The sequence below is a fragment of the Limnothrix sp. FACHB-1083 genome, assembly GCF_014696485.1.
Taxonomy (GTDB): domain Bacteria; phylum Cyanobacteriota; class Cyanobacteriia; order CACIAM-69d; family CACIAM-69d; genus CACIAM-69d.
In genome coordinates this window covers 166,783-179,481 of record NZ_JACJQD010000001.1, presented here as the reverse complement: position 1 = coordinate 179,481, position 12,699 = coordinate 166,783, and the positions used below count along the sequence as shown (strand labels likewise).

Annotated in this window: 11 protein-coding genes; 4 read left to right on the top strand and 7 right to left on the bottom strand. The window is 53.1% G+C overall.

All coding sequences use genetic code 11. The features are described from left to right. Positions 1-33 precede the first annotated feature (33 nt). A complete protein-coding gene (gene murC / locus H6F46_RS00720) occupies positions 34-1,575 on the bottom strand; it encodes a UDP-N-acetylmuramate--L-alanine ligase (RefSeq protein ID WP_190354776.1) in 1,542 nt (513 codons plus the stop codon). Positions 1,576-2,385: 810 nt separating this feature from the next. Between murC and H6F46_RS00715 the strand changes: the two genes are divergently transcribed. Beyond that, positions 2,386-3,399 carry a type I glyceraldehyde-3-phosphate dehydrogenase gene (locus H6F46_RS00715; RefSeq protein ID WP_099534083.1) on the top strand — a complete coding sequence of 338 codons (1,014 nt, stop codon included), beginning with the start codon at positions 2,386-2,388 and terminating at the stop codon, positions 3,397-3,399. A gap of 360 nt (positions 3,400-3,759) precedes the next feature. On the opposite strand, the gene H6F46_RS00710 is transcribed toward H6F46_RS00715, so the two are convergent. From H6F46_RS00710 to H6F46_RS00700, 3 genes are all read right to left on the bottom strand, one after another. Then, a complete protein-coding gene (locus H6F46_RS00710) occupies positions 3,760-4,434 on the bottom strand; it encodes a hypothetical protein (protein ID WP_190354775.1) in 675 nt (224 codons plus the stop codon). 66 nt (positions 4,435-4,500) lie between these two features. After that, positions 4,501-4,776, bottom strand: a complete 276-nt coding sequence (locus tag H6F46_RS00705) for a hypothetical protein (protein WP_190354849.1) — start codon at positions 4,774-4,776, stop codon at positions 4,501-4,503. A gap of 89 nt (positions 4,777-4,865) precedes the next feature. Beyond that, positions 4,866-5,969, bottom strand: a complete 1,104-nt coding sequence (locus H6F46_RS00700; protein ID WP_190354774.1) for a class I SAM-dependent methyltransferase — start codon at positions 5,967-5,969, stop codon at positions 4,866-4,868. A gap of 192 nt (positions 5,970-6,161) precedes the next feature. Here H6F46_RS00700 and H6F46_RS00695 point away from each other — a divergent pair, with 192 nt between their 5' ends. After that, positions 6,162-6,326, top strand: coding sequence for a hypothetical protein (locus tag H6F46_RS00695; protein WP_158234473.1), 165 nt, complete (start codon positions 6,162-6,164; stop codon positions 6,324-6,326). Between the two features lie 119 nt (positions 6,327-6,445). Continuing rightward, entirely contained in the window at positions 6,446-6,649 is a 204-nt protein-coding gene (locus tag H6F46_RS00690) for a hypothetical protein (RefSeq protein ID WP_099534076.1), read from the top strand. A gap of 464 nt (positions 6,650-7,113) precedes the next feature. Here the strand turns inward: H6F46_RS00690 and hemN are convergent, their stop codons facing one another. Together hemN and H6F46_RS00680 are read right to left on the bottom strand one after the other, a co-directional pair. Next, on the bottom strand, positions 7,114-8,517 hold the full coding sequence (gene hemN, locus H6F46_RS00685; RefSeq protein ID WP_190354773.1) for an oxygen-independent coproporphyrinogen III oxidase: 1,404 nt from the start codon (positions 8,515-8,517) through the stop codon (positions 7,114-7,116). Positions 8,518-8,733: 216 nt separating this feature from the next. After that, positions 8,734-9,510 carry a heme oxygenase (biliverdin-producing) gene (locus H6F46_RS00680; protein WP_190354772.1) on the bottom strand — a complete coding sequence of 259 codons (777 nt, stop codon included), beginning with the start codon at positions 9,508-9,510 and terminating at the stop codon, positions 8,734-8,736. A gap of 295 nt (positions 9,511-9,805) precedes the next feature. Here H6F46_RS00680 and acsF point away from each other — a divergent pair, with 295 nt between their 5' ends. Then, entirely contained in the window at positions 9,806-10,867 is a 1,062-nt protein-coding gene (gene acsF / locus H6F46_RS00675; protein WP_099534061.1) for a magnesium-protoporphyrin IX monomethyl ester (oxidative) cyclase, read from the top strand. Positions 10,868-11,244: 377 nt separating this feature from the next. Here acsF and carA read toward each other — a convergent pair whose 3' ends face one another. Then, positions 11,245-12,426 (bottom strand): glutamine-hydrolyzing carbamoyl-phosphate synthase small subunit, encoded by a 1,182-nt coding sequence (gene carA / locus H6F46_RS00670; protein ID WP_190354771.1) that lies wholly within the window; start codon positions 12,424-12,426, stop codon positions 11,245-11,247. Positions 12,427-12,699 lie beyond the last annotated feature (273 nt).

Genomic DNA, 12,699 nt, shown 5'->3' with positions numbered 1-12,699 from the left:
CAACAGCACCCGATCGGGCAATGCACCCGCAGATTAGAGAGCGCTGCTGGTTTTGCAATCATCTGTGGTCCGATCGGCCCGGGCTGCCAAATCCTTCAGCACCGAAGGCACGATTTGATTGAGATTCCCCGCACCCAAAAAGAGGGCCAGGTCACCCGGTTGAAGAGCCGCAGACAGAAATTGGTGTGTGTTGTCGAGCGAGCCGCAATAGGACACTTCGGGATGGTAGGCCGCCACCCGATCGGCCAAGGTTTGGCCGCTGAGTCCTGGAACCTGTTTCTCACCAGCGGCATAAATATCCGCAATGGCCACTAAATCTGCATCCTGAAATGATTGGGCAAACTCCTCAAGAAAGGTTTGGGTGCGACTGTAGCGGTGGGGCTGAAAAATTGCCACTACTCGCGATTGCCCTGCTTGGGCGCTCAACCGTTGGCGAGCCGCGGCCAAGGTGGCGCGAATTTCGCTCGGATGGTGTGCGTAGTCGTCATACAGGGCGATTCCCCCCTCGGTGCCCCGATGCTCGAAGCGACGCTGGGCCCCCTGAAAGCCCGCCAATCCTTCAGCAATTTGGGCAAAGTCCAACCCCAAGTCCCGACCCACGGCCACGGCAGCCAGGGCATTGCTGAGATTGTGCTGGCCCATCAGTTGCAGTTGGATTTCCCCGAGCACCTCCCCACGTTCTAGCACTGTGGCTGTCACACCCTGGGCCGTATATTGGGGGTTCAGCACGGTGTAATCGGCCACGCGATCGGGATCAAGGCTGTAGGAAATATCGGGTTTGAGGCGATCGCGCAGCGTGGGACAGTCCAAACACCCCACCCAGCGTTGGCAGTTGTGGGTAAACTGCTCAAAGATTTCGACCACCCCATCAAGCGACTGGTAGTGATCGGGGTGGTCGAGTTCAATGTTGGTGATAACGCCGAGTTCCGCAGAAAGCTTAATCAGTGAGCCATCGGACTCATCCGCCTCCGCCACCAGGTAAGGGCCCTGACCTAAGCGCGCATTGCCCTCCCAAGCGCCCACCTCGCCGCCCACAATGATGGTGGGATCAATGCCTGCCTGGAGCAGCATGTAACCAATCAGGCTGCTGGTGGTGGTTTTGCCGTGGGTTCCGGCAACGGCGATCCCCCGCGATCGGCTCATCAGCGCTGCCAGCAGGTCTGAGCGATGCAAAATTGGGCAACCCAGCTCTACCGCCGCTTGATATTCCGGGTTTTCTGCCTGAATCGCCGTTGAACAGACAACCTGCGGCAGGGCTTGCGGTGCGGTGGAGTGCGCTTCGGTCTCGGGAGCCGTGGCTAGGGCCGTTGCCGCTAAGGGAACATCAGAGGCCAGCGCGGGAGGAGTTGCAAAAGGCACACCGGAACGAAAGGCATCAAAGTTCGTTGCGGATTGTTGCCAAAAAATCTGAGCACCTAGTTGTTCCAGGCGTTGGGTAATATGGCTCGATCGCGCGTCCGATCCAGAAACGGGGATCTTTTGCTTGACCAGAATATACGCGAGAGCCGACATGCCGATGCCACCGATGCCAATAAAGTGGAAAGGCCTTCCGCTAAAATCCACAAGATTCGGCATTGCCGCTCCTCAAAACACCACACCAACAATCACGCCATATCATATCAGCAACGGTCAAATTGCCGCAGAGAAGCGTTGATCCTCCTGAAACCAGCCTGGGCTGTGGGTTTCGGCGAACGATTGCGGCCTGAAATCTGACGAATTTCTTGCGAATTTAACCCATTTTGATGGGGAACAGCCCAATTGGCCCGATCGACCCAGAAGGGTGTTTGAGGGGTCTTAGCCAAGCCTCCAGCAGACCTCCATCAGACCTTAACCAAGCCCAAACCCAGCTCTTGGCGATCGCCCCACCGGGTCTCATTCCCAGCGGCCATCACTCACTTCGAGGCCAAACAGCAACCAGCGATCATGATCCCCGCAAAAATTCTGCAAAATCCGTTGCGATTAGTTTGGGATTGGGCCGGGATCGATGGTTAAATGTGGGCACATTGCTGGCATGATGGCTTGGCACTTGTCAGGCGATCGCTTGGGGCAGCTTTTCGTGTGCTCGCCCTCTGTTTTGGGGGGATCGATCGACCCGATCAACCCCGCCTCAGTTCCCGGAATCAGATCGTGCAGTTAGCCTGTACCATATGATTTTGGGTACAATCAACGCCTTCAAGTCGCGGGCGGGCAGTCCGAGACTCGAAACAGACGCAGAGATCAGCGTCAGCCTGGTTCGCCAGCAGCAGCCGACAAAGCGTCAACCCGTGGTCTAGTTGAGCAACTTCAGTGGTTGCTGAATTAGGGCTGGCATTCCCGCTCCGAAAATGTGGGAAACCCGTCAACTATTTCCTTAATACACCCTAAAGCACGCGAGGGCATAGCATAGTGATTAGAGTCGCCATTAACGGTTTTGGCCGAATCGGTCGTAACTTCTTAAGATGCTGGTTGACCCGCCAAGATAGCCAGCTCGAACTGGTGGGCATTAACGATACGTCCGACCCCAAGACGAATGCCCATTTGCTCAAGTACGACACGATGCTCGGCAAGCTAAATGCCGACATTCAGGCTGACGAAAATTCCATTACCGTCAACGGCAAAACGATCAAATGCGTGTCCGATCGGGATCCGCTCAAGTTGCCCTGGGCCGAGTGGGGCATTGACCTGATCATTGAATCGACAGGCGTATTTGTTAGCGAAGAAGGCGCTTCTAAGCACATCCAAGCCGGTGCTAAGAAAGTCCTGATCACCGCTCCGGGCAAGGGTGACGGTGTTGGCACGTTCGTGATGGGCGTGAACGACAGCGACTACGACCACGACAAATTCAACATCGTTAGTAACGCGAGCTGCACCACCAACTGCTTGGCTCCCGTGGTGAAGGTGTTGCATGAGAACTTTGGCATCATCAAAGGCACCATGACCACCACCCACAGCTACACTGGCGACCAACGGTTGCTGGATGCCAGCCACCGGGATGTGCGTCGGGCCCGTGCTGCGGCCATGAACATTGTGCCCACCTCCACGGGTGCTGCCAAGGCTGTGGCCCTGGTGTTGCCGGAAATGAAGGGCAAACTGAACGGGATCGCCATGCGCGTGCCGACCCCGAACGTTTCGGTGGTGGACTTTGTGGCCCAAGTGGAAAAGAGCACGATCGCCGAGCAGGTGAACGAAGTGCTGAAGGCCGCTGCTGAAAACGGCCTGAAGGGCATTTTGGAATACAGCGATCTGCCCTTGGTTTCCTCGGACTACAAGGGAACCGATGCTTCCTCGATCGTGGATGCTAGCCTGACCTTGGTGCTGGGCGGCGACATGGTGAAGGTCATCGCTTGGTATGACAACGAGTGGGGCTACAGCCAGCGCGTTGTGGACTTGGCGGAACTGGTTGCCCGCAAGTGGAAGTAGTTTCCAAAGGCTTCAGCTAGCTACTCGATCTTGCAATGTTCTGTAGCTAGTCTTCGCTAGTAGTTTTTTGAATCATGCGGGAGGCAGGATGTTATATTCTGCCTCCCTTTTTTGATTGTTGATGAATCTATTTTGGAGTCTTGACTTAGAAGAGGTCTGAAAAGCATTTTTTGGCATAGGTCAAGCAATAATCATCATTTAGCCCAAAACCCTAGATCTGCCGTTAGCGGATCGTGGGGAGCAAGATGCTCAAGTCCCTTGTTACGACGACTGGGGCACGGAACCTAAGCCCCTTGTCTTCGCTGGCTTGCAAGATCTGAAAGGTTAGCCATTTAGGCTCTTCAGAGATCCTCTAAAATGTCACGACTTAGCCTGAAGAATACCCAGCAAAATGGCGATCAGGTCGTCTAGATTTCCAGGAATTGTATAGGCATTGAGGTCTTTATAAATCGCTTGGCTAGCGCGATCGAGTTGGCCAAAAACCCAAACATTCCCGATCGTCACGGCTCCGTATAACCAGGGTTGGCCAGGGGCGATCGCCCGATCTAAGGCAATTAATTCAACGGCTAATTGGTTAAAACCGCGCTCTAAATCGCCCTTTTTCGCTTCAATAATCAGCATTTGATCGGCTGCCTTGAGGCAATAGTCCACGGTTCCACTGAGGTTTTCACCACCATTGAGGCTATATTCCACTTCAATTTCGATCGGGGCGTAGTCGAGTAATTCCAACAACAGGGGTGCAATATAAAATTCTCGTTTGGCCGTTTCCGAAGTCAACGAAATGAAGGGCAGTTTTTGGGTGTAGGTGGCACGGAGGCGAGATTGCTCCGTCAGGCTTACGCCATCACTCGGCCGGAGGGTTTGCGTCGCAGCCGCACCGCTGGATTGCTGCCAGCGGGGGAGATTAAGGGGCTGAAGATGGTAGGAACAGCCAAAATATTCAACCAGCTCGCGGGTAGAAATATTGAGGTCGAAGTAGTCGGAAAAGGTATATCGACGATCGGGGTTTAAGAGGGGGGCTAGGCGATTGGGCATGGTGTTTTGGCAACCAAGTTAGGAGTGATCCAATAGCCCGATCGTCGCACGACCGACGAAGGACAATTACTGTTCAACCATTGAGGTCTCATTGGATTGGGGTTGGGGAATATTCAGCAAGGGCAACCGATCGCCCCGAAAGATTTCTTCCGCTAATTCTCCTAATTCTGCCGTTGCCGTTGCCAACATCCGAATCCCCACAAAACCAGTCAAAACGGGCAAGACGGCCATACTCAACATCCATTCCGGTGTCGGTAAACAACGGCTCAGGGCCTGGCTGCTCCAAGTGGGGTGATCGGGCGTTGGTTGAGAACCGGGGGAATTGGGATTGGTTGCAGGCATAGGACAATATCTCTGAGTTATCTCTGAGTTCAAATCAACCGTCAGACAAGCCAGAAACGCTGAAAATCGAGCAATTTCCAACGAAAGCGCTAGGGCGTGACCCGTTCATACACCAGCCATCGCAGAGAAACTGGGGGCCGTTGTTGATCCCCCAAGGGGAAGAGTCGATCGCCCGTGGCCCAGGGATCCAACCACTCTCGGGCCGCCAAGGCTTCCGGGGGCAAGTGTTCCCGCTCATAGGCCAAGGCCGGCTCATCGGACACCACCCGCAGGGGCAACGAGGCGATCGCCCGGGTTAGCTCCGTTGGCTGCAACAGAAAACTATCAGTCACGTAGGATAGTTGCCGCGCCAGCGGCGTGGGGTCATAGCCATCGGTGGTGACAAAGCAGTCCATCACAATTTTCCCGCCGGGCCGCAACGCCGGAGTCAGCTTGGCCAACAGATGCGCCAGTTGGGCCGGATCGCTGAAATATTGCACCATACCGGTCAGAACAATCAGACCGTAGCGATCGGGCTTGGGGGTAAAGGCAGGATCGCGAATATCTTGCTCAATCAGGTCGATCGCCACACCCGCATCCTTAGCCAGTTGGCGAATGGTGTCGAGCATTTCGGGGGTGAACTCGATCGCATCCACCAGGTGGCCTTGTTGGGCCAGGGCGATCGCGTTGCGCCCCGTCCCGGCTCCCACATCCAACACCGGAATTGTGGCGGCGGGGGCTTGGGCCCTCAGGGCCGCCGCCAAATCCAGCACCTTGGCATCGGGATAGCGATCACTATCCTTAGGCGGGCGGTATTGCAAAAACAATTTGGCGCGATCGCTGTAGGAGATGGCCACCGGTCGGATGTCCCAAACCAGACCCCGATGGGGAGGCGGAGCTGGCGAATAGCGCACCAGCAATTGCGAATAGGGAGAAGCCGCAAACCCTTCCTCCACGTTTTGGGTCACCGTGGCTCGCACCCGCGCCATTTCCTCCGGCGAAAAGGGATAGCCCAACACGGCGGCCAACATCTCCAGCCGCCGCACATGCAAATCGATCATCCCCGGCACACAAAGCAGGGCCAGCTCCCCACGGGAGGCTTCCCAGGCGTGGGCCCCTTGCAGCAGGGCGCGATCAAGCCGATCGGGATCCGTAACCACAGTCGGCTCGATCGGCCCTTCAGGAGCGCTGGTTTCTGCCGAATTCGGGAGCAAGGGTGAGTTAGGAGATGAATCAATCACGCAGCCAGATTCCAAAAATTGTGCAAACGCAACCCGTCGGTTCCCAAGGTGTCCTGATTTTCCCAACCAGATCAACAGAACTCGGCTGAATTGGGTTGCCGTAGCTGTTGAGGAACCTCGGTTGATTGCGATTGTACTGTTGATCAACCCTTGTCAGGAAAGCTGATGGGGCAATCTTTTGGCGCAATCTTGGGGGAGCGATCGGGCCAGGGCAACCGGAAAGCAATTGGCTTGCGATCGCGATCGCACCACTCACCCCCACTCGATCGCATCTCGCCTAGGGCAATTTCACAACTGGCTACGGATGGCGATCGCCGCAAAACCATCTGAAAACCACGATTCTTTAGACGAACCAGTCGCGACAATTGCTAACCCCGATGCACATGGGGTGAATTTCGCGGCTCGGTGAAATGATTTTTGGTTGCATCACACAGGTTGGAGTTGTCGTCATGACTGAAGTTCGCATGGGTAAACGCATTCAGTACACTTTGACTGAAGTGGAACGAGAAATTTTGGCCCTGGTGCAAATGCTGGCCCACAACTCCACCGCCATCAGCTCCGCCACCATTTCCGCCTGCTCTCGATACACACGCCCGGAAGTGGAACAGGCCCTGTCTAGCTTGATGGCCGCTGGCTTGATTTGTCAGCGTTAGGGATTGGGGGTTGCGGGCCTTGACTGGGCCCTGTTACTGCACCTCGGTTATTTTGCTGTCAATCATTTTGCCCCTGTGGTTCTAACCTTATTTTTGACAAACCAATCATCACGAACCATGTATCACATTGCCCATTGTTTACCAATTTGAAGCTGCAACTTTTTGGCAATGAGTTTGAGAATGCAGACTTTAATTCATGGAGATTAACTGGAGCTTACTTTCAGAGCCAATGGAGATCATTTCTCGAAAATACAGCCTTTATCCAGCATGACCGGTACACCATGCCACAGATGCTATAAAGCAATTATTAGGTGGGCATTGCCCACCCTACAGATAGCTTTCAGAGCAAGTGAAGATCACTCCCTAAAATAATACTCAACAAAAACAAGGGGCTTAAGCCCCTTGTCTCTACAGCTTGGGATCACTGCAAAATAATCGCCAGGCTGATCCCCTTCATTCGTTCTCTAAACTGCCTTTGAGAACCCGTTATAGGTCTGGGCACGCAGATAGCGATCAAACACAGAAGCAATATTGCGCACCAACAGGCGACCGATCGGGGTGATGGTGATCCGGTTGGTCATCAGGGTTAACAGGCCATCGGCTTCCAGATTCCGTAAATCCAAATATTCCTGCGGAAAATGGGCTTCCAAACTGTGCTTAAAGGACAGTCCATATTTTTGGGCCAGCGCATCCCGATCGACCTGGAATTGACACATCAGTTCCATGATGATTGAACGCCGCAAAATATCATCAGCGTCTAAGGTCACCCCACGCTCGATCGGGAGCGTTTGATAGTCAATAGCTCGGTAATAATCCCGCAGACGCTTTTGATTTTGGGTATAAACATCATTCAGCATTCCGATGGAAGTCATACCAAACCCAATCAGATCAGAATCGGGCTGTGTTGTATAGCCTTGGAAGTTGCGGTGAAGCTGTCCCTGGCGCTGGGCGATCGCCAATTCATCATCGGGTTTTGCAAAGTGATCCATGCCAATGAAGGTGTAGCCCGCTTCCGTGAGGGTGGCGATCGTCATCTGCAAAATGTCTAGTTTTTCTTCCGCTGAGGGCAATGCATCGTAGGGAATCCGCCGCTGAATTGGTTTCATCCAAGGCACATAGGCAAAGTTAAACACTGCAATTCGATCGGGATTCAGGGCTAGGGTTTTATGCAGCGTTTCTCGGAAGGTGTTGAGATCCTGGAAAGGCAACCCATAGATCAAATCGACATTGATGCTTTCAAACTCAGCCGCCCGCATCCAATCCATCGCTTGGAAGAGCATTTCTTCTGGCTGGATGCGATTAATGGCTTCTTGAACAACAGGATTGAAGTCTTGAATGCCAAAGCTAATGCGATTGAAGCCGAGCGATCGCAAGGCCGAAACATAGCTTTCCGTGAGCGGTCGCGGATTCACCTCGATCGACAGTTCTGCATCGTCAGTGAATTGAAAATGTTGGTGCAGAATTTTCCAGAGATGCTGCACCTGCTCGATCGATAAATAATTCGGAGTGCCGCCTCCCCAATGCATCTGATTGACCAATCGATCATCTGATAAATACCTTGAGACTTGCTCAATGTGACGTTGCAGATAATCCAAATAGGTTTCTGTGACGGCCTTGTGTTGAGTGATGACCGTGTTGCAACCACAAAAATAGCAAGCCGACTCGCAAAAGGGGATGTGGCAATATAAGGAAAGGGGCGTTTTGCGATCGTTGCCACGCTGAATGGATTGGATCCAGTCTTGTTCTGGAAACTGAGTCGAAAGTTCCGTGGCTGGCGGATAGCTGGTATAGCGAGGTAAAGAGCAATTATATTTTTGAATCAAATCTGCATCAAAGGCCAAATTTAAAGCTTGATCTAAAACTTGCATGGGTGGAGTTCCTAGCGGGATTCAAAAACACCAAAAGGCAAAATGCGAACAGGCAAAGAAAGCGGCGATCGCCCAGAAAATCAATAAATTAATTCACCGAGCGATCGCCCGAGCAATGGTTGTTGTGGGATGGACAGTTGATTGGCTGAGAATTCACCAGATTCACCAGCCATTGCGAGTGAACGGCAGATGAATGGCGAATATGGCGGGAGATCGCTAACTCACACTCACCAATTCGGTGCTGCCCTTACGAGATTGCAAAACCACTTCTTCAAAAATCGCGGGATTCACGGCCGCTTGAATCACCGGTTCCAAACTTTCTACCAACTGGCGATTCAAACTAAAGGCGAGGTTCGCCTCTTCAACGATGCCCGCCACTTGCGATTCATTCAAGGGCAGTGCGTTTAAGAGATCCCGATAGCGCATCTTGAAATCTCGTTTGGCTTCGGGCGTTGGCAATGAGTCAAATTCATGCAAACGGGTTCCCTGATCGGCTGGCAAATTCAAAGCTGATCGGGCGATCGTTCGCAGACCTTGACCGCCGGACAAATCACCCAAATAGCGCACATAGGCATGGGCGATTAACCGTTCTGGCTGCTCTGAAGCCGCCCAATGAATTCGCATCAAATAGTTGAGTGTGACTGGGCTAGGAGTAATTTGGGTTGGCCAATCTTCCCCGTAATAAAAGGCAAGATCGCGGGCGAGTTGATCCCGCCGTAGCAACTCTGGAAAGTAGATTTGTCCAACGATCGGGTGATTTTTCAGGCGATCGAGTTCCGTTTCCAGGGCATCATAAACCCAATACAAATTCGCCAAAAGTTTCTGGAAAGCCTCGCGCACCACAATGCCCTTCAGAAAGCACTTCATGTAGGCCGTGTTCTCGGCGCTGGTGTGGGATTGCTGGGTTCCCTCCCGCAGGCGTGCGGCGAGCTGGTGGCCGGGGGCGAGGGGTTGGGTACTGTGGCTCAGGTCGTGGCTCAGGTCGTGGCTCATGGTGGCCCGCTCCTAGGCTGCGTAAAATTCTGTTAACGATAAATAACCATATAGCGATTAAATGATTCAATAGTAGGAAATTCTCATAACTTAACAAACCAGCCCCCGGCAGGTGGTCATCCCCAACGATCCGGCTCATCCAGTCCCGCCAGCAAGCCCAATTCCTGCCCTGTCCCATGGCTCAGTGCTGACGGTTGGGGTTCTCCGAACGCTAGCGCAGGCGCAAGTTGAGTTTTTGTTTAGTCTTCGTTCCGTTTTGGTCTAGTCCTTAATTTCTGATCTTTGATCTTTGACCATGGTTGATTCATTGGCAAAACCCGCGATCGCCAAGCAGGTCGCAATTCAAGAAAATCTCCTGACACCACGCTTTTACACCACAAATTTTGAGGTGGCGGCGGGCCTGGACTTGTCAGCCCAAGCCACGGAACTGGAAGCGATGTTGGCGGAAATGCGCGCGGACTATAATCGCGACCACTTTGTGCGCGATCAATCGTTTAATCAGTCCTGGGATCATATTACGGGCGAGGCTCGGCAAGCATTTATTGATTACCTGGAGCGATCGTGCGTTTCTGAGTTTTCGGGATTTTTGCTCTTTAAGGAACTGTCGCGCCGTGTGAAGCAGCGCAGCCCTTTGTTGGCGGAAATGTTCCAATTGATGGCGCGAGATGAGGCTCGCCATGCGGGATTTTTGAACAAAGCCATGGGAGACTTTGGGCGTACTCTGGATTTGGGACATTTAACCAAGAATCGTCAGTACACCTTCTTCCCGATCGAGTGGGTGATTTACACGGTTTATTTGTCTGAAAAAATTGGCTATTGGCGCTACATTCTGATTCATCGTCACCTGGCCGCCCATCCCGAAAATCAGTTTTATCCCCTGTTCAAATACTTTGAACCTTGGTGTCAGGATGAAAATCGCCATGGCGATATTTTCAAGGCCCTCCTGCGATCGCAGCCCGGCCTGTGGCAAACCTGGCAATCGCGCCTCTGGAGCCGTTTTTTCCTGCTGACGGTGTTTGCAACCCACACCTTGACAGTTCATGAGCGCGCGAATTTCTATCACACCCTTGGCATCAATCCCACGGATTTCGATGCGGAAGTGATTCGCAAAACCAACGAAACGGCGGCGCGGGCTTTCCCGTCTGTTTTAAATGTGGATCATCCAGAATTTCTCGATCGACTCCATCAATGTTCTGATCTGAATCAGCAGATGAGCGCGATCGAGAAATCACCACAGCCCAAGTGGTTGAAATCCCTGAAGAAGCTCCCGATTCAGGTGCAAATTTTTGGGCATTTGCTGCGTCTGTTCCTGTTGCCAGGGGTGGATGCGGAAGCACTACGGGGAACCGTTCGCTAACTGAGGTGCTAGCTGAGTTGGTACCTAGGTTGTTAACTCAGTGACCCAGGCTGAATTGTCTGTAATTGAGTGCTTTCCTCGTCCGGTGATGCGATCGACTCTGATGCTTGATGGTTAGTTCTAAATTGAGTTCTAAAGCATGAAGCATGAGGGCGATCATTCACTGGTCAAGTTCTCTAAATCTTTGGTGGAATTTTGGTGGTTGAGGGGCTTCGGCCCCTTTTTTTATGGAAGAATTTGAAATTTCTGCACGAGAATAGTAAATAAAACAATCAATTTAGGGCGCACCGATGTGCGCCCCTACCTTAGATTTGTTGGGTTAGCGTGCTTGAGTTCTTGTCGATTGGGATTGATTGCCCAAACACGATCCCAGTTGCCTAGGCCGTGACAGCCGATCGATTGCGGCGGGCATCTTGCATTGATCGCACGAATTTTTCAAACAGATAATCGGCATCGTGGGGGCCGGGGCTGGCTTCTGGGTGATATTGCACCGAAAACAGCGGCAATTGGCGGTGGCGCAAGCCCGCGATCGTTCGATCGTTCAGGTTCAAATGCGTCACTTCCACCTCTCCTTCCGTCAGGGAACCGTCAGAAATGGCGAAACTGTGGTTTTGGCTGGTGATTTCCACCTGTTGCCCCGCAAAGCCAGCCGGCTGGTTCAGGCCGCGGTGGCCAAACTTGAGCTTGAAGGTTTCGGCTCCCAGGGCCAAGCCCAAAATTTGGTGACCCATGCAAATGCCAAACATGGGCTTGTTGGCATTCACCAGTTGTTGCACGGTTTCAATGCCCTCGGTGACAGCGGACGGATCGCCGGGGCCGTTCGAGAGGAAAATCCCATCGGGATTGAATCCCAAGATGGTGTCGATCGGGGTGCTGGCGGGCACAACAATGATGCGGCAGCCAAAACTCGCCAACCGGCGCAGAATATTCCGCTTCACGCCAAAGTCCAGCGCCACCACTGTCAACGGCTGATCACCCGTGGTGGCCTTGGCCGCCTCCGTCGCCGGGTTAAATTCCCATTCCGGTTGGGTTCCTTCCGTCCACTCGTAAATTTCCGCTGTGGTGACTTCCTTCACCAGGTTCAAGCCCGCCATGCTCGGGGTTTGTTGCACCAACCGCAGCAAATCTGCCGGATCCAAGATTTCCGTGGAAATTGCCCCGTTCATGGCCCCCACGGCCCGAATTTTGCGGACGATCGCCCGAGTATCAATCCCGTAGATGCCTGGAATATCATGGCGGCCCATGTAGTCGGGCAGGGCCTCGGTCGATCGCCAGTTGCTCGGCCGGCGAGACACGTTGCGGGCGATCGCCCCGCACACATAGGGGCGATCGGACTCTTCATCTTCCGGGTTGATGCCAACGTTGCCCAACTCCGGATAGGTGAACAGCACAATCTGGCCGCAATAGCTCGGATCGGTCAGCACCTCCTGATAGCCAGTCATGCCGGTGTTAAAGACGACTTCGCCAACGGTTGTGCCGGTGGCTCCGAAGCTGCGACCCAAATAGGCGCTGCCATCGGCCAAGACTAAAAGCGCTGGGCGATCGGAAGTTGAAGACATGGTGAGCAATGCCTGTGCAGCAGTCGATGAAGTGAGCATAAAATCAAGTCTATATACAATCATTTCTGGCCCGCGAGTGCTATCAAATTCGACAGTTTTCTATAGGATTTTGGGAAACCTAGGAAAAAACATTGGGGCAAGGTCGGTTTCAGGGGTTGTCGCCTGTTCGATCAACTTTGATCGATCAAGATGCCAAGGGCTGATTTTCCCGACCCATCCCCCAAATTAAGGGGCTTCTTTACAGTCAACGTTGCAGTTAACCTTCAAGCCAAA

Excerpts from the sequence above, each read along its gene's own strand:
- murC (WP_190354776.1), bottom strand. The coding sequence starts at position 1,575 with ATGCCGAATCTTGTGGATTTTAGCGGAAGGCCTTTCCACTTTATTGGC.
- H6F46_RS00710 (WP_190354775.1), bottom strand. The coding sequence starts at position 4,434 with ATGCCCAATCGCCTAGCCCCCCTCTTAAACCCCGATCGTCGATATACC.
- H6F46_RS00705 (WP_190354849.1), bottom strand. The coding sequence starts at position 4,776 with ATGCCTGCAACCAATCCCAATTCCCCCGGTTCTCAACCAACGCCCGAT.
- H6F46_RS00695 (WP_158234473.1), top strand. The coding sequence starts at position 6,162 with ATGGGGCAATCTTTTGGCGCAATCTTGGGGGAGCGATCGGGCCAGGGC.
- H6F46_RS00690 (WP_099534076.1), top strand. The coding sequence starts at position 6,446 with ATGACTGAAGTTCGCATGGGTAAACGCATTCAGTACACTTTGACTGAA.
- hemN (WP_190354773.1), bottom strand. The coding sequence starts at position 8,517 with ATGCAAGTTTTAGATCAAGCTTTAAATTTGGCCTTTGATGCAGATTTG.
- H6F46_RS00680 (WP_190354772.1), bottom strand. The coding sequence starts at position 9,510 with ATGAGCCACGACCTGAGCCACGACCTGAGCCACAGTACCCAACCCCTC.
- acsF (WP_099534061.1), top strand. The coding sequence starts at position 9,806 with ATGGTTGATTCATTGGCAAAACCCGCGATCGCCAAGCAGGTCGCAATT.
- carA (WP_190354771.1), bottom strand. The coding sequence starts at position 12,426 with ATGTCTTCAACTTCCGATCGCCCAGCGCTTTTAGTCTTGGCCGATGGC.